Source organism: Wolbachia endosymbiont of Tetranychus urticae, assembly GCF_046529255.1.
Classification (GTDB): Bacteria; Pseudomonadota; Alphaproteobacteria; order Rickettsiales; family Anaplasmataceae; genus Wolbachia.
This window is the reverse complement of the sequence record NZ_CP114181.1, coordinates 1,076,024-1,097,224: the sequence shown is the minus strand read 5'-3', so window position 1 is coordinate 1,097,224 and position 21,201 is coordinate 1,076,024. Positions and strand designations below refer to the sequence as shown.

20 protein-coding genes, 1 tRNA gene and 5 pseudogenes are annotated in these 21,201 nt (G+C 34.2%); 19 read left to right on the top strand and 7 right to left on the bottom strand.

Annotated elements, in window-relative coordinates; all coding sequences use genetic code 11:
* Positions 1-74: 74 nt before the first annotated feature.
* From O1Q06_RS05735 to O1Q06_RS05715, 5 genes and pseudogenes are all read left to right on the top strand, one after another.
* Positions 75-329: an ankyrin repeat domain-containing protein gene (locus O1Q06_RS05735; RefSeq protein ID WP_410543160.1), complete on the top strand. Its 255-nt coding sequence runs from the start codon at positions 75-77 to the stop codon at positions 327-329.
* Positions 313-612: a hypothetical protein gene (locus O1Q06_RS05730; protein WP_410542363.1), complete on the top strand. Its 300-nt coding sequence runs from the start codon at positions 313-315 to the stop codon at positions 610-612. Before O1Q06_RS05735 ends, O1Q06_RS05730 begins: the two co-directional genes overlap by 17 nt.
* 239 nt (positions 613-851) lie before the next feature.
* On the top strand, positions 852-1,199 hold the full coding sequence (locus tag O1Q06_RS05725; protein ID WP_410542358.1) for an IS630 transposase-related protein: 348 nt from the start codon (positions 852-854) through the stop codon (positions 1,197-1,199).
* Between the two features lie 131 nt (positions 1,200-1,330).
* A protein-coding gene (locus O1Q06_RS05720) for an IS630 family transposase (protein WP_410542357.1) occupies positions 1,331-2,336 on the top strand; the annotation gives its coding sequence in 2 pieces (ribosomal slippage) (positions 1,331-1,792 and positions 1,794-2,336; 1,005 coding nt in all).
* Positions 2,337-2,499: 163 nt separating this feature from the next.
* Positions 2,500-3,500, top strand: a pseudogene (locus O1Q06_RS05715) (IS630-like element ISWpi10 family transposase).
* A 10-nt stretch (positions 3,501-3,510) separates the two neighbouring features.
* Here the strand turns inward: O1Q06_RS05715 and O1Q06_RS05710 are convergent.
* Positions 3,511-3,639, bottom strand: a pseudogene (locus O1Q06_RS05710) (IS256 family transposase); the annotation flags it as partial.
* A gap of 86 nt (positions 3,640-3,725) precedes the next feature.
* Between O1Q06_RS05710 and O1Q06_RS05705 the strand changes: the two are divergent.
* From O1Q06_RS05705 to O1Q06_RS05675, 7 genes and pseudogenes are all read left to right on the top strand, one after another.
* Positions 3,726-4,594, top strand: a pseudogene (locus O1Q06_RS05705) (IS982 family transposase).
* Positions 4,595-4,608: 14 nt separating this feature from the next.
* A pseudogene (locus O1Q06_RS05700) lies at positions 4,609-4,833 on the top strand (phage BR0599 family protein); the annotation flags it as partial.
* Between the two features lie 31 nt (positions 4,834-4,864).
* A tRNA-Ser gene (locus O1Q06_RS05695) sits at positions 4,865-4,951 on the top strand.
* An 840-nt stretch (positions 4,952-5,791) separates the two neighbouring features.
* Positions 5,792-6,001 (top strand): hypothetical protein, encoded by a 210-nt coding sequence (locus O1Q06_RS05690; RefSeq protein ID WP_410542362.1) that lies wholly within the window; start codon positions 5,792-5,794, stop codon positions 5,999-6,001.
* Positions 5,982-6,266, top strand: a complete 285-nt coding sequence (locus O1Q06_RS05685) for a type II toxin-antitoxin system RelE family toxin (protein WP_410542361.1) — start codon at positions 5,982-5,984, stop codon at positions 6,264-6,266. Before O1Q06_RS05690 ends, O1Q06_RS05685 begins: the two co-directional genes overlap by 20 nt.
* Positions 6,267-6,686: 420 nt before the next feature.
* Positions 6,687-7,554 (top strand): annotated as a pseudogene (locus O1Q06_RS05680) (IS982 family transposase).
* Between the two features lie 269 nt (positions 7,555-7,823).
* Entirely contained in the window at positions 7,824-8,204 is a 381-nt protein-coding gene (locus O1Q06_RS05675; RefSeq protein WP_410542360.1) for a hypothetical protein, read from the top strand.
* On the opposite strand, the gene O1Q06_RS05670 is transcribed toward O1Q06_RS05675, so the two are convergent.
* Positions 8,201-9,046 (bottom strand): rhodanese-related sulfurtransferase, encoded by an 846-nt coding sequence (locus tag O1Q06_RS05670; RefSeq protein ID WP_010402888.1) that lies wholly within the window; start codon positions 9,044-9,046, stop codon positions 8,201-8,203. The two genes, O1Q06_RS05675 and O1Q06_RS05670, sit on opposite strands and share 4 nt — an antisense overlap.
* Positions 9,047-9,176: 130 nt before the next feature.
* On the opposite strand from O1Q06_RS05670, the gene O1Q06_RS05665 reads away from it, so the two are divergent.
* The 4 genes from O1Q06_RS05665 (at position 9,177) to O1Q06_RS05650 (ending at position 12,656) form a co-directional block, all read left to right on the top strand.
* Positions 9,177-10,775, top strand: a complete 1,599-nt coding sequence (locus O1Q06_RS05665; RefSeq protein WP_410542359.1) for an ABC transporter permease — start codon at positions 9,177-9,179, stop codon at positions 10,773-10,775.
* Positions 10,776-10,830: 55 nt separating this feature from the next.
* Complete coding sequence (locus O1Q06_RS05660) at positions 10,831-11,178, top strand: IS630 transposase-related protein (RefSeq protein ID WP_410542358.1); 348 nt, start codon at positions 10,831-10,833, stop codon at positions 11,176-11,178.
* 131 nt (positions 11,179-11,309) lie between these two features.
* Positions 11,310-12,315, top strand: a protein-coding gene (locus O1Q06_RS05655; protein WP_410542357.1) for an IS630 family transposase whose coding sequence is annotated in 2 segments (ribosomal slippage) — positions 11,310-11,771 and positions 11,773-12,315 — 1,005 coding nt in all. Because the reading frame shifts where the segments join, the coding sequence is not laid out codon by codon here.
* A gap of 2 nt (positions 12,316-12,317) precedes the next feature.
* Positions 12,318-12,656, top strand: a complete 339-nt coding sequence (locus O1Q06_RS05650) for a transposase (RefSeq protein WP_410542356.1) — start codon at positions 12,318-12,320, stop codon at positions 12,654-12,656.
* Here O1Q06_RS05650 and O1Q06_RS05645 read toward each other — a convergent pair.
* A complete protein-coding gene (locus O1Q06_RS05645; protein WP_410542309.1) occupies positions 12,641-14,095 on the bottom strand; it encodes an IS4 family transposase in 1,455 nt (484 codons plus the stop codon). The genes O1Q06_RS05650 and O1Q06_RS05645 overlap by 16 nt on opposite strands.
* Positions 14,096-14,495: 400 nt before the next feature.
* The gene (gene apaG / locus O1Q06_RS05640) at positions 14,496-14,900 is read right to left on the bottom strand and encodes a Co2+/Mg2+ efflux protein ApaG (RefSeq protein WP_012481895.1); all 405 of its coding nucleotides are present in this window, start codon (positions 14,898-14,900) and stop codon (positions 14,496-14,498) included.
* Between the two features lie 106 nt (positions 14,901-15,006).
* On the opposite strand from apaG, the gene O1Q06_RS05635 reads away from it, so the two are divergent.
* Complete coding sequence (locus tag O1Q06_RS05635) at positions 15,007-16,083, top strand: 5-(carboxyamino)imidazole ribonucleotide synthase (protein WP_017532205.1); 1,077 nt, start codon at positions 15,007-15,009, stop codon at positions 16,081-16,083.
* A gap of 1 nt (position 16,084) precedes the next feature.
* On the opposite strand, the gene O1Q06_RS05630 is transcribed toward O1Q06_RS05635, so the two are convergent.
* Positions 16,085-17,107 carry an aspartate-semialdehyde dehydrogenase gene (locus tag O1Q06_RS05630; protein WP_410542355.1) on the bottom strand — a complete coding sequence of 341 codons (1,023 nt, stop codon included), beginning with the start codon at positions 17,105-17,107 and terminating at the stop codon, positions 16,085-16,087.
* A gap of 138 nt (positions 17,108-17,245) precedes the next feature.
* Between O1Q06_RS05630 and O1Q06_RS05625 the strand changes: the two genes are divergently transcribed.
* Positions 17,246-17,671: a hypothetical protein gene (locus tag O1Q06_RS05625; protein WP_410542354.1), complete on the top strand. Its 426-nt coding sequence runs from the start codon at positions 17,246-17,248 to the stop codon at positions 17,669-17,671.
* Between the two features lie 28 nt (positions 17,672-17,699).
* On the opposite strand, the gene O1Q06_RS05620 is transcribed toward O1Q06_RS05625, so the two are convergent.
* Together O1Q06_RS05620 and O1Q06_RS05615 are read right to left on the bottom strand one after the other, a co-directional pair.
* On the bottom strand, positions 17,700-18,986 hold the full coding sequence (locus O1Q06_RS05620) for an APC family permease (RefSeq protein WP_410542353.1): 1,287 nt from the start codon (positions 18,984-18,986) through the stop codon (positions 17,700-17,702).
* A gap of 70 nt (positions 18,987-19,056) precedes the next feature.
* On the bottom strand, positions 19,057-20,331 hold the full coding sequence (locus tag O1Q06_RS05615) for an APC family permease (RefSeq protein WP_410542352.1): 1,275 nt from the start codon (positions 20,329-20,331) through the stop codon (positions 19,057-19,059).
* Between the two features lie 144 nt (positions 20,332-20,475).
* Here O1Q06_RS05615 and O1Q06_RS05610 point away from each other — a divergent pair, with 144 nt between their 5' ends.
* Positions 20,476-21,198, top strand: coding sequence for a hypothetical protein (locus O1Q06_RS05610; RefSeq protein WP_410542351.1), 723 nt, complete (start codon positions 20,476-20,478; stop codon positions 21,196-21,198).
* Positions 21,199-21,201 lie beyond the last annotated feature (3 nt).

The window sequence follows — 21,201 nt, the reverse complement described above, 5'->3', positions numbered from 1 at the left end:
TTATTTTGCACCACTGTATTGAACACGATAGTGCAAGGTCTGAGAAAAGAGAGAGATTATCATTTCAAAACGTGATGAAGATTTTAGATGAAGCGGTGAATAGATTTGTTACTCCCCAGTATTTCTACAAATTGATCAATTTTCAAGATCAAAGTGGAAATACATTATTACACCAAGCTGTTATAATCAATAACACTGATGCAATAAAAGCCCTTTTGAAATATGGTTCGGATCCTTTGATAAAGGATAAAAATGAGCAAATTCCACTAGATTTAGCTCAAGGAGATACAAAAAAAAGTACTCATCGAATGTATGAAAGACCAAGCTAAATCGAAAAAAGAAAGTGCTAGATGTAATAGTTTGATTGACATTATACCTGGCGTTTTTCTTGGCATTGGACTCGGTGTTGGTAGTGCTTTAGTCCCTTCAATGACTATTATATTATGCACACTCGCAGTATCTGCTCTTGTTGCTGGAATAGCAGTTGGAGTGGCTATATATTTCCTAAGTCAAGACTATAAACAGGCTAAATCAATAGAAGAAGCTGTTAATCCTCAACTCTCTTCTGTCGAGCATGAAAAGACTGCAGATAATAAAGCAGTACTAGGATAACTGTGAGTTTTTTAACATTAGATTTCTTGCATAACTGGAATTCGAAAGTTCCAGCGCATTTTTCTTATTGGATCCCAGTGTCAAGCACTGGGATGACATCTTATTATGCAAGAAATCTATTCATTTAAAACTTATTTGAGAAAACGTAGCTATAAAAACCGCAGGTACCAGTTGGTTTTTATTAGCTATAGTATTTCCTAAAGTAAATGATAAAGGTATAATAAAGTATTTGAATTATAATGGCATATAGTGTGGATTTAAGGGAAAAGGCAGTATTGATGATAGAAAAAGGGAAGACAAAGGTTGAGATAGCAGAGCTCATGGAGATAGGAATAGCAACGCTGTACCGCTGGTTAAAAAAGAAAGCTGCTGGTGAAAGCCTAAAGCCATCTAAAAACGGTAGCTTTATTCGAAAAATAGACCCAAAAATACTCGAAGAATATGTTACAAAGAATCCAGATCATACTCTGGCAGAGATGAAACAAAATCTTGGATTTGGAATAAATTCAATTTGGTATAGACTAAAACAGGTAAAAATTACTTTAAAAAAAAGTCACACTATATCAAGAGCGCAATCAAGAAGATAGGCAGCAATTTATTGATAAAATCTCAAAAATAGACCATTCCAGCATCTAATACCAATTCCCGCTATACAAGCAACGAATAGAAAATAATGGAAAAAAAGCCATACTGAAGTAAGTAAAATAGCGAGGTTTAGATGGCATTAAGATCAAAATTATTGGATGAAAAAGTGGTGAAATCAGCAAAAGAGATGCTGAAGAGAGTAAGAAATAATGCGTATGTTGCAAAAAAACTAAATGCTGTAATTGCAGCAAAAAAGCACAGTATAACAGCTGTAGCAAAAATATGTTGCATTTCGAGAAAGGCAATTACTACATGGATAAAGCACATAAAATTTGGAAGAGAAGAAAAATTATTTGCTCCACCTCAACGCCGTAGAAAAACTATATTGAACCAAAGTCAACTTGAACGAATTGAGTTGTGGATAGAGGAAAACCCCAATATTACTATTAGAGAAATGAGAATAAGAATCCAAGAAAGATTTGGTTTGAATATCAGAAAATCCGCAATACATCGTAATATGCAAAGAATGAAATTCTCATATATCACACCAAGACCAGTTCATAGTGGACAAGATAAAAACAAGCAAGAGGAGTTTAAAAAAAAACCTCAATGAAACTATTGTCATGCATTCTGAAAAAGAGCTATTTTTCTTCGATGAATCACGGTTTGGTACACATTCGAAAGTTGGACATGGGTGGTTTAAAAAAGGCAGTAGGACACAGGTTAAGGTAAAATTAGGTAGGGAAAATTTTTATCTCTATAGTGCAGTTAATCCCAGAAATGGAGAGAATTTTAGCTTATTTGCACCAAACGTCAACACTGATTGTATAAATATATTCCTTGAACAGATGTCGCAATATTTAGGAATACGAAAGGCTTTTCTCTTGATGGATTGCGCTAGTTGGCATAAGTCAAAAAATTTAAAGGCACCTAAAAATATCGAAATTATATACCTACCACCATACTCACCTGAACTCAATCCTGTTGAGAGGTTTTGGTTATATATAAAACAGAACATTTTACGCAATAAAATCTACGATACAATCGTTCTGCTTGAATGCGCTTTGTGTAAATTTATTACCTCTCTTTCCCCTTCCACGGTTAAACAACTCTGCTATGCTTCTTATTTGGTTCATTAATAATGAGAATTGGTATAAGTTTCACTAATGAGCTTTTTGAAGGTATCAAAAATGGTAATCGTCAAGTTATTAGCAAGCTAATACCAATTCCCACTATGTAAAGAACAGATAGACAATAATGGGAAAGAAGTGATACTAGAGTAGATAAAATAGAGAGGTATAAATGGCATTAAGGTCAAAACTGTTAGACGAAAAAGTTGTAAATTTGGCGAAAGAAATGTTAAAAAAGGTCAGAAATAACGCATATGTTTCAAAAAAGTTACAAGCGGTGATAGCAGGAAAAGAAAGTAGTATAAGCGCTGTGGCAAGAATATGTAAAATTTCAAGGACTGCTTTGACTGAATGGATAAAGCATCTAAAATTTGGTAGAGTAGAAAAATTATTTTCCCCTTCTCAGCGGCGAAGAAAAAGCAAATTAAACAAAAATCAACGTGAGCAAATTGAAATATGGGTAGAAAGAAATCCAAATATTACTATTAAGGAAGTGCAAATAAAAATCTCAGAGGAATTTGGCCTAAACATTAGCAAATCAACAGTGCATCGTGAGATACAAAGGATGAAGTTTTCTTATATAACACCGAGGCCAATTCACCATAAACAAGATAAAAACAAGCAAGAAGAGTTTAAAAAATACTTCAATAAAATAATCAATTCCCACCCTGAAAAGGAGGTATTTTTTTGATGAATCACGATTTGGAACTCATTCAAAAATCGGACACGGATGGTTTAAAAAAGGGGTCAGAACGCAGGTTAAATGAAAATTGGTAGACAAAATTTCTATATCTACAGTGCGGTAAATCCAAGAAGTGGTAAGAAAATTAGCCTACTTGCTCCATATGTAAACACTGATTGTATGAATATATTTCTGGAGCAGATGTCGAAAGATTTAGGCACGAAAAAAGCCTTTCTTGTAATGGATTGTGCAGGCTGGCATAGATCAAAAAGTTTGAAAATTCAGAAAAACATTACCATTATATACTTGCCTCCTTATTCACCAGAACTGAATCCTGTTGAGAGGTTGTGGCAATATATCAAACACAATACTTTACGCAACAGAGTCTACGATACCATAGGCTTACTTGAAGATGTTCTGTGTATTTTATTGTCAGTATTTCCAGTGCTACTATTAAACGAGTTTGTAATGTTTCTTATTTGTTCGATTAGTAATGGAATTTGGTATTAGAAGCTCAAATGAGCCTGCACTTGTTCGCAAAGTTTTTCCACTCCTACCATTTCTTCGATTATTTCCTTCATCTTCATTTGATAAGTGATTTTCTATTTCACCTTCCAAGCTTGCCTCTAAACGCTAATTCTGGATTAAAAAGAGAATAGAAAAGTCAGGAGAGTAGGGTAAACTCAACAAATAGAAAAAAATAGATGAGGTTACCCATGGAAGATATAACAAAACTGTTTTGTCTGGTCGATGATTTTTGCAGAGATATAGAGAAAAATTTTGCAGATAAACTACTGCCAAACGGTAAAAACCCACAAGAGTGCCAGAAATTACACATTCGGAAATTATCACAATAATCCTCCTGTATCAGCAATCTCCCTGTGAAAATTTTAAGGCTTTCTACCTGCATTACCTAACATCGCTCTACAAATCAGAGTTTTCGAAGTTGCCTTCATACACTAGGTTTGTTGCTCTAAAGTCCAGGGTTTTGTGGCATTTAGCCATGCTATTACAGTGCCTTTGCGGATGGTCAGAACTTACTGGAATCTCATACATAGATGCAACTCCTATTGCAGTTTGCCATGCAAAAAGAATATCAAGAAATAAGGTTTTTGCTGGAATTGCAAAATTAAGCAAGAGTACATATGGCTGGTTTTTCGGCTTTAAACTACATTTGATAATTAACGAGAAAGGTGAAATTCAAGCTTTTACGCTTACAAGAGGTAATGTTGACGATAGAGAGCCTGTAGCAAACCTAACTAAGAAATTAACCGGTCTTTTGTTTGGTGATAAAGGCTATATTAAAAAAGAGCTTTTCCAAGAGTTGTTTAACCGCGGTTTGAAACTTGTTACCAAGGTGAAAAAGGGGATGAAAAACGCATTAATTTCACTACATGAAAAGATTTTGCTGAGAAAAAGGTCGATCATTGAGACGATTTTTGGCTACCTCAAAAATAGACTTGAAATTGAACATACTCGCCATAGATCTCCCGTTAATTTCTTGGTTCACATCTTTTCTACTCTCATTTCCTATTCCTTGAAATCCAAAAAGCCTTCCATTTCCTATACTTTCTTCCTTCCTTAATCCAGAATTAGCGTTATAAGCACGGAGTGGTAAAATTCTTTAGTTCAGCAACATTTGAAGTTGTAGTTAAAGAATACAAAAATAAAGTAGTTACATTATTTGCTTCTCCTCCATATCAAATTTCTACCGGAGATAAATATTCGATACTTGTAGGTTGTGATAAAGCGTTTTTAACGTGCAAAAACAAGTTTAACAATACTGTAAATTTCCGTGGCGAACCATATATACCAGTTGTTTAGCAGCATAATTTTTAATATTATGAATAAGTATGGAAAGGTGGCTGAGCGGTCTAAAGCACACGCTTGGAAAGCGTGCACATATGAAAATATGTCGGGGGTTCGAATCCCCCCTTTTCCGCACATTATTTCTAGTGTAACATAGGATTTTCCGTTTTGTTCTTAAACCGTAATAACCATAGCACTTCAGCTCCGCAATTTTTCAGAGTCATCTACGTCAATAAAAGAATAGAGTTGATGTTCATCAAGTTGCAGAGCCTTCTTGATTTTTGATGATGAAGAGTAGTTGTTATCATAGAAATACATCCAGTAGCCAGCATACCTTCCTTATTCCTAATGATGTCTTGCAATACGTCTGTGTCATTTCTCCCTAAAAGCTAATACTAGTATATACTCAATCTACCATAATACGTCAATACAATTCTTTATTGAAAATTTTAGGAAAAAATAAAGAAGCCTCACACCTGTACCTTCTACAGAACAGAAAATGAATCTGCGAGAGTATAGAAACTATCTCCAATATTTTCTAATGTACTCTTTATGTCATTAGCTTGTGAAGAATATTCAGAACTCTGAGATTTCTCTGGAGCTTGATATTGTCTATTGCATCTGTCCTTGCACATAGATTTATCGAGTTCTTCGTACCATTTAGTGTAGTTCTTTTCACACTCTCTATGACACCAGTAATGTCCATCGTACGGATCATGGTTCAGTACTTCTCCCAGATGTACCCGTTTTACTCCATGTTGTATTGGTTGATCATCTGACTCCTCTGAAACATCGAACTTATCTCTAAAAACTCTAAGACTTCGATTCACAACATTCTCCTTAATTAAAAAATTAACATAATATTAACATACCAGTATTAACATAGTATTAATACTGGTATAATTACTTCGCTTTCTTTATTGAAAATTTTAGAAAAATGTTGTATAATTATCAGTAGATTTTGATAAAACTTATGGCTGATTCAAGTATTAACATTAGTGAAAAAGTTTTAAAAAACCTTACTCGTTTAGCTAAAGTAAGGAATCAATCAGCTCAAGAGCTAGCAGAGCAGTTTATACAAGAAGCAATTGAAAATGAAGAAGATATGGCAATAGCCAAACTTGCTATTCAACGTGACACTCGAAATGCAAAATTCATCAGGCATGAAGACATCAACTGGTGATAAGTATTTAATCTGCTATGAGGAAAATGTAGTTCACAAAGACATTCCAAATCTTCCAAAGACAATATGTTCAAGGGTAAAAGAAATCGTAAAAGAGCGTCTTACACTTTCTCCTGAGAAGGCAGGAGATCCCTTGCTCGGTGAGTTCAAAGGACATCGTAGAATAAGATCTGGTGATTATCGTTTGGTTTATAGGATAAGTAAATTAGAACGTACAGTAATAATTACTGCAATAGAGCATAGAGAATACATCTATAAAAGTTAGAACCTTCCTATAAGCATTGTATATTTCATTATACAGCCCTCTTTCCTCTTCACCTTAGGTGGCTTTGCTCAGCTCAAAAATAACTCATTTTTTGACTATACCCCTATAATTTTACTATTCTACAGACTATAAAATCGATGCTAATAACGGATTAGAGATAAACGTTGCAAAGAATCGCAGTGGATCAACCGGAAAGGTTACAGTAAGTTAATACTGGAAGGATATTAATCTAGGATTCATAAATGTCTTTTCTGTGTTTTATTGAAACACTTCATACTTTGCAGCATTTACATGATACGATAATCGCCAGTTCTCAATCTTCTGTATCCTTTGAACGCTAATTCTGGATTAAAAAGAGAATAGAAAAGTCAGGAGAGTAGGGTAAACTCAACAAATAGAAAAAAATAGATGAGGTTACCCATGGAAGATATAACAAAACTGTTTTGTCTGGTCGATGATTTTTGCAGAGATATAGAGAAAAATTTTGCAGATAAACTACTGCCAAACGGTAAAAACCCACAAGAGTGCCAGAAATTACACATTCGGAAATTATCACAATAATCCTCCTGTATCAGCAATCTCCCTGTGAAAATTTTAAGGCTTTCTACCTGCATTACCTAACATTGCTCTACAAACAGAGTTTTCGAAGTTGCCTTCATACACTAGGTTTGTTGCTCTAAAGCCCAGGGTTTTGTGGCATTTAGCCATGCTATTACAGTGCCTTTGCGGATGGTCAGAACTTACTGGAATCTCATACATAGATACAACTCCTATTGCAGTTTGCCATGCAAAAAGAATATCAAGAAATAAGGTTTTTGCTGGAATTGCAAAATTAAGCAAGAGTACATATGGCTGGTTTTTCGGCTTTAAACTACATTTGATAATTAACGAGAAAGGTGAAATTCAAGCTTTTACGCTTACAAGAGGTAATGTTGACGATAGAGAGCCTGTAGCAAACCTAACTAAGAAATTAACCGGTCTTTTGTTTGGTGATAAAGGCTATATTAAAAAAGAGCTTTTCCAAGAGTTGTTTAACCGCGGTTTGAAACTTGTTACCAAGGTGAAAAAGGGGATGAAAAACGCATTAATTTCACTACATGAAAAGATTTTGCTGAGAAAAAGGTCGATCATTGAGACGATTTTTGGCTACCTCAAAAATAGACTTGAAATTGAACATACTCGCCATAGATCTCCCGTTAATTTCTTGGTTCACATCTTTTCTACTCTCATTTCCTATTCCTTGAAATCCAAAAAGCCTTCCATTTCCTATACTTTCTTCCTTCCTTAATCCAGAATTAGCGTTTCGAGTTTGTAACAAAACGATTCACCAAAATCAATTGGATTAACTGTAAGTCGCTCTTTTACTATCTCTTCAACTCTTAACTTTATTGTTTTTGGAAAAGCTCTTCTTACCAACATTTTTCAGGAATTTAATCTTATCGCGCTTTAGTCCCACCTATAGTGGTAATATTATCTACTTATTCTTATATGGGAATTTACCAACTATTAAGACATTAAGTGTAATAAAAATATATTCTAATAGTATGGAAAAATAAAATGAATTTTGAAAAATATGTAAAGGATGGTGTTATAAATTTATATGATTTGCGTGGTAACACAAATAACAAAGAAATACATGAGCTTATCAATTTTATACAAGAAAGAAAAGATATCAAAGAATTTGGTTTTGGAGGTCATTATACTAGTGTTAATAACATGAAACTTAGGTGCAGAGGTGCAGGAATTGGTTTAGTTGCTGGTCTAGTTGCAGCATGTTGTTTATGGCAAGAAACTTTAGCTCTTATTGGCGGTTCTGGTGTAGTGTTGATTGCATTTGCTATAGTTGGTGCGTTACTTGGAGCTGGAGCGAGCTATGTAGTAGGTAAATGTCTTGATAAAATTAAGGTTACAAATATGCAAAGAGAAATAAGTCGTTAAAGGTTCGTGTTGTATTCTGAATTTCTTTCAATACTTAAAGATTTACAATCAGAGCAAACTACCTGGCCACGTGAAACTGATTTCAGCTCATCGGTTGAAACTTTACTTGAGCAGAATATGCATTTTATTTTATCACTTGGGGCGAGTGAATGATCAACAGCAATTCTATCATCAAAAACAAAACACTCGCCTTCCCAATTACCACTTTTGTTGTGAGTTTTTTCAAGGTAGGAAAGAATACCGCCTTTAAGGTGATAAACATCGTTAAATCCAAGGCTTTTCATATATGCTGTAGATTTCTCGCATCTGATTCCACCAGTGCAGTACATAGCCACTTTCAGATCTTTACTCTCAGAGAAAGACTCTGCCCACTGAGGAAAATCTCGAAAACGCTGAGTATGTGGATTGATTGCATTTTTAAACTTGCCTAGTTTTACTTCGTAATCATTTCGTGTGTCTATCACTAAAACATCAGGTTGAGAGATAAAATCATCCCAATAATCTGGATCAATGTACTGACCTCTAACGGAAGTATCGAGATTACTTACACCAAGATTCACAATTTCTCTTTTTAATCTCACTTTCATCTTACTAAATGGTTGATATTCTGCTGCACTCTCTTTCCATGTAAGGTCCCTTAGTCTATAATCAGAACGTAGAAAATCGAATATTTTATCAATCGCGTTTCTTTCACCAGATACGGTTGCATTAATACCCTCTTCTGCAAGGAGTATAGTACCCTTTAATTCGACATTGTCGCATGCAACTTTTATTTCATCTTTCATGTCATAATAATTAGAGAGTTTTACAAAATGATAGAAAGTTGCAATGACAAAACTCATAATTAATTAGTTTATCGATTTAAAACATAATATATAAAATTATGAAGATATTCAATAGGACGGCTGTTAATTACTGGATATCTTTAGTTTTTGCATATAACATTTTAATATCAAATATAGATTCAAATTAATGTTTCTGAGAGTATTTAAAAATATATTCTTGTTTTTAGTAAGTGTATTATTTGTCTGCCCTATACTATCGTTAATATCGATTCTATTTACAGAATCAGCAAACTCTGGATGGGTAATTAGTAGACTTTTTCCTGAATATATACTCAATACGTTGATTTTGATGGTAGGAGTAGGGTTAATATCCTTTATATTTGGAGTAATTCCAGCTTGGCTTACTACATTTTTTTCGTTTCCCGGAAGTAGAATTTTTGAGATTGCCTTATTCTTTCCGATATCAATTCCTGGATATATAGTATCGTTTGTTTATGTAAATACGCTAGAGTTTTCAGGTCCGATTCAGAGCTTGTTAAGAGATACTTTTCAATTGGGCAAAGGTGACTATTGGTTTCCCGAGATCAAATCCCTAGGTGGTGGAATATTAGTAATGGGATTTAGTCTATATCCATACGTTTATATGTTGGTCCGCTCAAGTCTAAAGAGCGTTAGTAACTCAGTCACTATTGCATCAACACTTGGGTTCTCCTCATTACAGAGTCTGTTTTCTGTCATCATACCCTCCATACGTCCATCAATTATAGCTGGGTTATCCTTGGTACTAATGGAAGTAATTACAGATTTCGGCACACCACAGTTTCTTGCTATCGATACTTTCACGACAGGAATATACCGTACTTGGTTTTTATTGCATGACAAATATTCAACTACTGTTTTGGCAGTTGCAGAACTGATTTTCGTTGCAACACTAATAGTTATCGAGAAAAAACTACAAAAAAGAGAAATATCTTACTCTTCAATCAATACTAATGCAGATTATCACAATAAACGTAGTATAAACGGTTCTATATCGTTGATCTTTTCTTATCTTATGTGTTTATTGCCGATATTAATAGGCTTTATTTTACCAATGATTCCACTTATATATTGGTGCATAGAGAAAGGCTTTTTCATATACGAAGCAAGATTTTACAATATAATAACAAACAGTATTAGTTTATCATTTATTACCGCGCTAATCTCGATCAGCATTGCAATAATTATTGGATATACAGCACGTAAAAATAAGGTAATAAGCAATATAGCACGTCTCATTTCTCTTGGATATGCAATTCCAAATGCAATTATTGCAATTAGCATAATAATGTTTTTAAGCAGAATATCTTCTTTCATTACTCAATATATTGTAGAAATTAGCTTGGTAGGAACTATTGGCGCATTAGTTTACTCATATTTATTTCGTTTTTTTGCTATATCTTTCAAGGCGATAGAGTCGGGACTCAAAAAAACACCAAATGAAATTGAATGGACTGCATATACTATGGGTCATGGGCCTATTTCCACGTGCCTGAATATTCATATTCCCCTTATCAAGAAAAGTATACTATCGGGATTTCTGCTCGTGTTTATGGATACGGTAAAAGAACTCACGGCAACACTAATTATCAGACCATTTAATTTTGAAACTATATCAACTAGAGTATATGAACTTGTCAGCGATGAGCGTTACAGAGAAGCTGCCCCATTTTCGTTAATGATAGTTATTATAGGTTTAACCTCTACAATAATCTTATTCACACTTGATGATAAGAATCAAAAATAAACTATAGTATTTCCTAAAGTAAATGATAAAGGTATAATAAAGTATTTGAATTATAATGGCATATAGTGTGGATTTAAGGGAAAAGGCAGTATTGATGATAGAAAAAGGGAAGACAAAGGTTGAGATAGCAGAGCTCATGGAGATAGGAATAGCAACGCTGTACCGCTGGTTAAAAAAGAAAGCTGCTGGTGAAAGCCTAAAGCCATCTAAAAACGGTAGCTTTATTCGAAAAATAGACCCAAAAATACTCGAAGAATATGTTACAAAGAATCCAGATCATACTCTGGCAGAGATGAAACAAAATCTTGGATTTGGAATAAATTCAATTTGGTATAGACTAAAACAGGTAAAAATTACTTTAAAAAAAAGTCACACTATATCAAGAGCGCAATCAAGAAGATAGGCAGCAATTTATTGATAAAATCTCAAAAATAGACCATTCCAGCATCTAATACCAATTCCCGCTATACAAGCAACGAATAGAAAATAATGGAAAAAAAGCCATACTGAAGTAAGTAAAATAGCGAGGTTTAGATGGCATTAAGATCAAAATTATTGGATGAAAAAGTGGTGAAATCAGCAAAAGAGATGCTGAAGAGAGTAAGAAATAATGCGTATGTTGCAAAAAAACTAAATGCTGTAATTGCAGCAAAAAAGCACAGTATAACAGCTGTAGCAAAAATATGTTGCATTTCGAGAAAGGCAATTACTACATGGATAAAGCACATAAAATTTGGAAGAGAAGAAAAATTATTTGCTCCACCTCAACGCCGTAGAAAAACTATATTGAACCAAAGTCAACTTGAACGAATTGAGTTGTGGATAGAGGAAAACCCCAATATTACTATTAGAGAAATGAGAATAAGAATCCAAGAAAGATTTGGTTTGAATATCAGAAAATCCGCAATACATCGTAATATGCAAAGAATGAAATTCTCATATATCACACCAAGACCAGTTCATAGTGGACAAGATAAAAACAAGCAAGAGGAGTTTAAAAAAAAACCTCAATGAAACTATTGTCATGCATTCTGAAAAAGAGCTATTTTTCTTCGATGAATCACGGTTTGGTACACATTCGAAAGTTGGACATGGGTGGTTTAAAAAAGGCAGTAGGACACAGGTTAAGGTAAAATTAGGTAGGGAAAATTTTTATCTCTATAGTGCAGTTAATCCCAGAAATGGAGAGAATTTTAGCTTATTTGCACCAAACGTCAACACTGATTGTATAAATATATTCCTTGAACAGATGTCGCAATATTTAGGAATACGAAAGGCTTTTCTCTTGATGGATTGCGCTAGTTGGCATAAGTCAAAAAATTTAAAGGCACCTAAAAATATCGAAATTATATACCTACCACCATACTCACCTGAACTCAATCCTGTTGAGAGGTTTTGGTTATATATAAAACAGAACATTTTACGCAATAAAATCTACGATACAATCGTTCTGCTTGAATGCGCTTTGTGTAAATTTATTACCTCTCTTTCCCCTTCCACGGTTAAACAACTCTGCTATGCTTCTTATTTGGTTCATTAATAATGAGAATTGGTATAAGTTATACCGAGAATATGGACGTGCTCCAAGAGGAAAGAAAATTTATGCAGATATTCCAGCGAGAGAGAATCAGTATAGTAGCCGGGTGGATTGGAATGAGATTTATTGCACCAATGACTTTCAAAGGTGGGTGTGACAAAGAGGTATTCAATATATGGTTGGAGAAACCTAAATTGCCACTTGGCACAACCATAGTTATGGATAATGCTACATTTCATAAGACCACTAAAACAAAATCATTAATAGAGTCTTTTGGCTGTCATGTGCTGTATCTTCCAACATATTCACCAGATTTGAATCCTCACTTTTACCCACAACTTTGAGAGGTCATTATGCGAAGCATAACCATGCTTTCCCTGAGGTTTTCGTAACCACGCCATAGAGTCATAGTTCCTGGTAAATTATCACTTTTTCTATTCATAAATCCACCTAATTTTCCTAACCAAATAATAGCTTGTTTTATGTTTGGAGGTTCTTCTGGCAATTTGGCTACTTTATGCTCACGTATGTAAAGGGTTTTCCACTCTTCATTACTTAAAACCTTAGTACAAACCTCCATAGGATTCGATAAAGCGATTTTTGTTAAATATAAAATATTAAATGCAATAATGCTCTTTATAGCGATTAATTTCTCTAATCTTTCTTTTGTAGCTAAACGAGAGCTTTCTACCTTACATCCTGATTTTAAAATCCTAAAATACTCCTCGATTTTCCATCTTAGCTTATACCAATTTATCCTTTCTATAGCATCTAAAGTGCTATTAACTGGTATATTAGTCAGCAAAGTCCAATCAATAGCTTCTACTCTTTCAGGAGGATTTGTTTCTTTGGCACTTACTACATATATAGCGATTTTATCACTTATTTTATGCTCTGTATCTTTCGATCCATAAATGTAAGGAGATCTGATAGGTATATAGCCTTTCATATACCTGACTTCAATGTTAGCTTTTCTTGAGATCTGGTATTTATTTTCAGCAACATTCAAGACAATTTCCTTTTTTACAGGCAGTTGAGTTATACGTGTTTGCAAATCCGTTTTTCCCCCTTCAATACAGATGAATTTCCTATTAGTTCGGTTGCGGATTACATAAAAACTGTCCAATGATTCAACAGTCCATAAAAACTTAAAAATATCTGCTTCCCTATCACCAATAGTAACAAGCTGTACACCTTCTGCGAGGTTATTTAGGGTTTCTTTTAGTGCCGCTATCCACTTATAGCTTTCTTTCTCCTTTATAGCAGTACGGTATTTCCTGTTTGCTTTTTCTTGGGCTGTTTCTTCCCTGATAGAACGTGCCCAACACTGTTGAGAAGATAGCCCTAAAGGTAATCCGTCTTTGTTAACCATTAAGTTACTGTGCAATAACAAACCCTTTTTATATTTTGTATAGGCTTTAGAAATACTACCTAGACCCTTAGTCTTTATATGAGAGTCAAAATCCAAATAACTTGTATCTTGAACTGAAAATACCAGCTCATTTCCTTTTATCCTTTCCATAGTTTCTTTATAATGGGAAGAATAAATTTCCTTAGCTTCAAGCTTCTCATTGCTAAATAATCTGTATGCACCTTTAGCTTCTTTCCATCCTACACAGCTTTGACTAATTGACCCAGACGCCTTATTCTCTATTAAATAGCTTGTTTTAATAAGTCTTGTATTAAGCCTTACATCTCCCAGATTAACATGTCTCAACTCTTTTTCTAGCCATTTATCTCCTAAGCCATCAGCACATTGTACATTTCTATTTACTTCACACATTTTTACCTCATCTTAAGTATATTTTTCTCTATCTTACTTGCTTTTTATACTTGTGGGTAAAAGTGAGATTTGAATCCCATAGAACACTGTTGGCATACCATCAAAAGCCGCCTCAGACCTCTGATGTATAAATGTACAGACTTACAACTTTTGGTTGGTAATACCATAATGGTAATTTATCATTCATTTTAGAAAATACTATATTTTGCATCTGTTCAGCAGAGTAACAAAATAAGATAGACAAAAAAAGACAACTATAGAAGCAAATGGTCAGCGCTTTCGTGTTTATCAACTTAGTTGGATCTCAGTATCAGCTACTCGGATGACATTATGGAAGCTCAAATGACAAAACAAGAAGCGCTGGTTTCAGATGCACTTAAACAAATCACTATCTTGATGATCAATGAGGTCTAGTGTTAACGTATGGACTATCTAAGGAAAAGGGTGGTACCATAACATCAAAGGTTTTTATGCTCTCTTCGTTCAGAAATTCATATTTACCCTGCATTATTCCTGATGGTGTATTTAAGTATGTTCCACTTGTATATTTGAATACCTCTCCAGATTTTATTACAGGTTGTTCTCCAATAACACCAACTCCAGCAATTTCATTTATTTTCCCCTTATGATCTATTATTTGCCAATAGCGACTTAATAATTGAATGGTTGATGAGCTTTTGTTTTTTATCTTAACATTATACATCCATACGTAACAATTTTCATAAGGAATGGATTGCTCTTCAATGTAAATTGGCAAAACTGTAACTTCAACAGAATTAGTAATAAGTGTGTATTTCATGGTCATCGTAAAGTGTTCATGATAAAAGTTTAACACACTTCAATTATACACTTTTTTCATAGATTTTCCAAGCATGTTATCGTACTCTAACTAGAAAATATTAATCTACATGATGAACAAAACAGATCCACTGGATAAAAAAGTGATAGGAATAATAGGAAGTGGGCAATTAGGTAAAATGACTGCTATCGCTGCAATAAAACTTGGGCACAAAACGCATATTTTTGCCAGTACTAAAAACGACCCAGCTTGTTCTGTTGCTGATGATTTAACAATAGCAGACTTCTGTGATAAGAGGGCACTTGAATCTTTTGCACAGAGTGTGGATTTAGTCACTATTGAGTCTGAAAATATTCCATGTAGTGCAATTGATATTGTGTCGCAGCATACAGATTTTTATCCAGGTAAAAAGGCGTTACACATTTCGCAAAATAGGCTGAGAGAGAAAGATTTTATTAGAGATTTAAGCATAAAAACTGCTGATTACAAAAGTATACAAAATTATAATCAGCTACTAGAAAGTAGTGAAACTTTTAGCTATCCAGTGAGGCTAAAAACAACAGAAATGGGTTATGATGGAAAAGGACAATATGTGATTGAAAATGATTCTGAACTGAAGCAATTTGCTTCCTTCGATTGGAATAAAGAGTACATTCTTGAAGCAAGTGTTGATTTACTGAAAGAGGTTTCAATAGTCGTTGCAAGAGATAAAAACGGTAAAGTAGCTTTTTTTCCTATAGCAGAGAATCACCACGTTGACGGAATACTTAATACTTCAATAGCACCAGCTAAAATAGATAATAAATTAGCCCAAGAGGTACAAAAAACTGCAGAGAAAATAGCAACTGCACTTGATGTAGTAGGAATTCTAGCTATTGAATTTTTCATCACTCAAAATCATGAATTACTAGTTAATGAACTGGCCCCAAGACCCCACAATTCTTGCCACTGGAGCTTGGATGCATGCAACGTTAGTCAATTCGAGCAGCTAGTTAGGATAATATGCGGGCTATCTATGCAGGAAGTAGTATTACGCTTTCCTTGCATGACAAAAAATATAATAGGTAATGATATATATAATTCTCACAAATATTTGAGCAACGAAAAAGCTAGTTTAACCATATATGGGAAAAAAGAGGTTAGGGACAAGCGTAAAATGGGACATGTCAATATAGATTTAAGCTATTGAGCTATAAATGCTCTTTGATCAAGATCTCCAAGATCTGCACTATATTTAGTGCTGCACCTTTGCGTAGATTATCAGCTACTATCCACATATTTAATCCGTGTTTAACGGTATCGTCTTGTCTAATACGCGATATGTATACGGCATTCTCTTGCACAACATCAATCTGAGTCATATATCCACCATCTTCGCGCTTATCTTGCACTAAAACTCCATCGTCTTCACTGAGCATTTCACGAGCTTCTTCTTCAGTTATATGCTGATCAAATTCTACATTTACTGCTATAGCATGACCAACAAGAACAGGCACTCGGACACAAGTTGCAGTTACTTTTATATCCTCTTCTAAAATTTTTTTTGCCTCCTCTTGCATTTTCCACTCCTCTTTTGTAGAACCATCTTCCATGAACTCTCCTATATGAGGAATGCAATTAAATGCTATTTGCTTAGGAAATATTTCAGGTTTTTTAGCTTCATTCATAAAGATTTTTTTTGTCTGATTGTAAAGCTCATCCATTGCTGCTTTACCTACACCAGAAGTTGATTGATAAGTTGAAGCAACGATTCTCTTTATTTTTGCTTTTTGGTGTAATAAATGTAATGCCAGCAACATTTGTATTGTAGTACAGTTTGGATTAGATATTATGTTATGGTTTTTATACTCCGTAATTTTATCTTTGTTGATCTCTGGAATAACTAGTGGCACGCCTTCTTTCATCCTAAAACGAGAGGTATTATCTACGACAATACATCCAGCTTCAGTTGCAATCGGTACGTATCTCTCGGAAACATGAGACCCAGCACAGAAAATTGCTATATTAATTCCAACAAAATCGTAGTTCTCAAGGTCTAAGACAGTTAATTCTTCATCGCCGAAACTTACCTTTTTTCCCTTTGATTTTTTCGATGCAAAAGCAACAACAGAATCTATTGAAATTTTTCCTTCGTCTTGAAACTCGGCAAGCGCGCTTAATACCTCACGCCCTACTCTTCCTGTTGCTCCAATAACAGCAATTTTATATCCCATATAGATAAACCTCTGACTTTAAAGCTATATTATATTTTTACTGATAAAATTTACAATTACTTTAATATTTTTACCTTGCAATTAACCATAATTTAGTTATAATTATAAGATACTAGTAATATTGCATGGTAGAATGAAATGAGTAAAAAACATGATGACACTAAGGTCAAACCTACAGTATCTGAATTTCAAAAGCCTGAAAAAGTCAATAGATTAGAGATTCAAAATGTTCTTTCGAAAAAAAGCAAGCCAGCGACAAATTTTGATGATAAAAAGTATGGTGTGAAAGTTTCTAAGATAGACCAGCATCTTTCAAACAAGAAGCAAGAATCTTTTGGATTAAGAGATTTTTTAAGTTCAATACCAATAATAGGAAGATTTTTAGTGAAAATTTTCACGCCTGAAAAAGAAGAGTATAAAAAACTGCAATCGCAAATAGGTCTTTCTAATAAAGCAAAAAATGAGATCTACATAGATAATAAACGCACAGAAGAAGTAGGTAGCAAACTTGAGAATGGTAATATTGAACAAGTAGATAAAGAGAAAAAAAATCTTGGCCCATAAATATTAACCATTTAAAGTGTATCTCTCACTACTGAATTTGTTGCACAGAAGTTTTGCAGTACCAAAATAAATAAATTGGTATGCCACTTACAGTGAACAGGCTCGAAATCAGCAGAGTACCTACAGGGGTTTCTAATATCACCCAACAACAAAAGGTTGTTGCTATGCTACCAATTAAAAGCTTATAACAACTCCTCTCCTGTATAATAACCTTTAGAAAGGCAAGACTGCATGCAAGATAGACAAATAAAAATGAAATTACAGAAAAGTCAATAATCGACGTAATCTGCTGGGCAAAATTGTTGTTTGAAGTGAGAATTAGTAAAATTGCAGTTCCAATTGAACTAACTGTTATTCCCCAAAAAGGAGAGCCATGCTTGTTCCTTTTAGCAAAGAATTTTGGCATTAGTCTATCTTCTGCAAGACCAAAAGCAACTTGTCCACTAGATAAAACCCAAGCGTTTAGACTGCCAAGACAAAAAATGAATGCAACTATAGAAACAATTAAATGCCAATTACCAGAAAACATAATTTTTATCGCATCAACATATGGTGCTCTTGAACTTGCTAAATTGTTGCCATTGATCAATCCCATAATTGCAAAATTGTTGATAAAATATATAACAGCAACACAAACTGTGCCAAGCACCACAGCTTTTGGTATAGTTTTAGCTGGATTATCAACTGACCCTGCAGGTGCTGTTGCCAATTCAAGTCCAATAAAACACCATAAAGTAAGGAGTGTAGAGCGGGCAAGAATTTGCGATGTTGTAAGACTTAATATTTCTTCACTTATGATAAAATTATTTCTATCGAAAAAAAACAACGCTGCTACAGGTATTGCAAGCAATACAGCAACCTTCACAACCGTGAGCAGAAACTCAACGTGCCCTGCAGTAGCTATTCCCCTTAAATTTATTAATGTAATGATTGTAAATAACAACAGCTCTAAAAATAAACGCATACTTTTGATATCTTCATGGAAAAATGGTGTAAGATAGCCAACACCCACAACTATTAAAGCTGTTGTACTAACCCATGAGATTACCCAATATGTCCAACCAACAAAGAACGCTGCAGCAGGACCAAAAGTATGTTTCACATAAACGTGAGGACCTCCTGTTTCTGGAAACTTTGCACATAGCGTAGCAAAAACTAGCGCAAGAGACACAGCACCAGCTCCTGATATCATCCAACTTATAAGGCTATAAGCGCCATATGGAGCAAGGCTGATTGGAAGCATAAAAACCCCAGAGCCGATCTGACTACTAATGACTAAAGCAAAAACAGCCCAAAAACCTATTTTATTTGACACAATACCTCTTAATTCTATTAATGTAAGCCAGTAGTATAGCTTAAGAATTTTAGCAAATAAAAAATTTAAGTTAAGTTTTTAGTTTATGATACCAAAGTAGATAAATAAGTGTTCCGCTTAAAGGGAATAGACTTGATATTAACAATGTTTTTATAGAAGTCTCGTATATTACCCAACAGCAAAAAGATACAGCCACACCTCCAATTAAAAATTTGCAGTAGCTTTTGTCTTGTATATTAACTTTGAGAAAAGCAAGGCTACATGCTAAGTAGATAAACAAAAATGACACCACAGAGACATCAATTATTGAAGTTACTTGCTCAGCAAAACTTTTGTTTGACGTTAGGATAAGTAAACCTAACACCCCCAAAGTACTGAGTATTATTCCCCACAATGGAGCATCATGCTTATTTTTTTTGCCAAAAAATTGCGGCATTAACTTGTCTTTTGCAAGGCCTAAGGTGACCTGTCCATCAGCTAAAAACCAAGCATTTAAATTACTTACAGAAACGATAAAGGCAACAACAGAAATAATTAAATGCCAATTACCTGGAAACATAATTTTTATCGCATCAACATATGGTGCTTTTGAACTAGCTAGTTCATTACCACTTATCAATCCCATAATTGAAAGACTATTGATGAAATATATCACAGCAACACAGACTGTTCCAAGCACTATAGCTCTTGGTATTGTCTTAGCTGGATTATTGACATATCCTGCAGGTGCCGTTGCTGATTCAAGTCCAATAAAACACCATAGAGTAAGGAGTGTAGAACGAGCAAGAGTTTGTGATATTGTAAAGTTTGATACTTCCTCGCTTACAATAAAATTATTTTTATCAAAGAAAAACAACCCTGCGATAGGTATTGCGAGAAGTGCAATAATTTTAACAATGGTCAGCAGAAGCTCAACATGCCCAGCAGTAGTTACTCCCCTTAAGTTTATTAGCATAATAGCTAAAATTAATGTTATTTCTAAAAGCAAACGTATATCTTGTATATCATTATGAAAAAGCGGGGCTAAATAACCGATACTTGCAATCGTTACAGCAGTTGAGCTAACCCACGAACTTACCCAATATGTCCAACCAACAAAAAAAGCTGCTGTAGAACCAAAAGCATGTTTCACATAAATATGAGGACCGCCCGTTTCTGGAAATTTTGCGCAGAGTGAAGCAAAAACTAAAGCAAGAGATATAGCACCAAATCCTGATATAACCCAGCTTATGAGGCTATAAGCGCCGTATGGTGCAAGGCTAATTGGGAGCATAAAAATTCCAGAGCCGATTTGGCTACTGATCACCAAGGCGAAAATAGCCAAAAAGCCTATTTTATTTGACACGACAATGTTTAATTTTTATCTGAATATATTAACAATATAGCTGAAGCTCGAAAATTTCAATTGATCTTTTTTGTATAAAAATTTGCATTTTTTAATTTAAGCATATAATGAGAAGTATATTAATAGGTTATTAAGAAGTGGTTTATGAATCCGAGGTTAAAAACATTTTTGGTTGTTTGTGGGTATGTTCTATTAGTTGGTGCTGCTATTGGAGCAATTTTTTTATTTGACTACTTACTTGAGATCTTTATTGATGCGCTTTATGCATTCCTTCTTGCCAAAACTTCAAGTGAGGTGTTAGCTGTTTTTGGAACACTTGCAGTTTTACTTGCCACTTGTGTTTTGTGCTACGGACTGCATAAGCTCTGTTCTATTTTTATAGAAAAGATTACAAGTAGCTATCAATCTTTCAAAAATGAAAATAGTGATGATAACATTTTTTCTGAAGTATATAATGACCCGACAATAGGGTTGAAAGATAAGATTTTGTTTTTTTCTATATACTCAATATATTGTATCCAATTACCATTTTTGTATTGTTCATCGAAGATATCAGAGCTTAGCAGAACATTATCAAATAGTAGAGCGTTGGGTCTTAGAATATATTTAGTGCTTATTAATACTATATTATTGATCCCAGTAGCACTTCTTGAGTTAATAAAGTATCCATTAATAAAGCTCTTCTCGCCTCTGGGTTTAAGTGTAAAGCAAATGAGCTTTTTGTTTAATGTAAGTGATGTAGGTACTGGTAATCAGAATGTTCATACTAGAAGTTTTGAGCAAAGTGTTATTGAGTGTGCCAAAAAATTAAAGGAAGAATATGGGACTCCGTCAAATGAGCTGGATGAAGAGTTTAAAACTATATAGGCG

Coding starts and splice junctions, on each gene's coding strand:
- O1Q06_RS05665 (WP_410542359.1), top strand. CDS start 9,177: ATGTTTCTGAGAGTATTTAAAAATATATTCTTGTTTTTAGTAAGTGTA.
- O1Q06_RS05735 (WP_410543160.1), top strand. CDS start 75: ATGAAGATTTTAGATGAAGCGGTGAATAGATTTGTTACTCCCCAGTAT.
- O1Q06_RS05685 (WP_410542361.1), top strand. CDS start 5,982: ATGAAGACATCAACTGGTGATAAGTATTTAATCTGCTATGAGGAAAAT.
- O1Q06_RS05660 (WP_410542358.1), top strand. CDS start 10,831: ATGGCATATAGTGTGGATTTAAGGGAAAAGGCAGTATTGATGATAGAA.
- O1Q06_RS05610 (WP_410542351.1), top strand. CDS start 20,476: ATGAATCCGAGGTTAAAAACATTTTTGGTTGTTTGTGGGTATGTTCTA.
- O1Q06_RS05625 (WP_410542354.1), top strand. CDS start 17,246: ATGAGTAAAAAACATGATGACACTAAGGTCAAACCTACAGTATCTGAA.
- O1Q06_RS05670 (WP_010402888.1), bottom strand. CDS start 9,046: ATGAGTTTTGTCATTGCAACTTTCTATCATTTTGTAAAACTCTCTAAT.
- apaG (WP_012481895.1), bottom strand. CDS start 14,900: ATGACCATGAAATACACACTTATTACTAATTCTGTTGAAGTTACAGTT.
- O1Q06_RS05645 (WP_410542309.1), bottom strand. CDS start 14,095: ATGTGTGAAGTAAATAGAAATGTACAATGTGCTGATGGCTTAGGAGAT.
- O1Q06_RS05630 (WP_410542355.1), bottom strand. CDS start 17,107: ATGGGATATAAAATTGCTGTTATTGGAGCAACAGGAAGAGTAGGGCGT.
- O1Q06_RS05635 (WP_017532205.1), top strand. CDS start 15,007: ATGAACAAAACAGATCCACTGGATAAAAAAGTGATAGGAATAATAGGA.
- O1Q06_RS05725 (WP_410542358.1), top strand. CDS start 852: ATGGCATATAGTGTGGATTTAAGGGAAAAGGCAGTATTGATGATAGAA.
- O1Q06_RS05690 (WP_410542362.1), top strand. CDS start 5,792: ATGGCTGATTCAAGTATTAACATTAGTGAAAAAGTTTTAAAAAACCTT.
- O1Q06_RS05675 (WP_410542360.1), top strand. CDS start 7,824: ATGAATTTTGAAAAATATGTAAAGGATGGTGTTATAAATTTATATGAT.
- O1Q06_RS05730 (WP_410542363.1), top strand. CDS start 313: ATGAAAGACCAAGCTAAATCGAAAAAAGAAAGTGCTAGATGTAATAGT.
- O1Q06_RS05650 (WP_410542356.1), top strand. CDS start 12,318: ATGAGAATTGGTATAAGTTATACCGAGAATATGGACGTGCTCCAAGAG.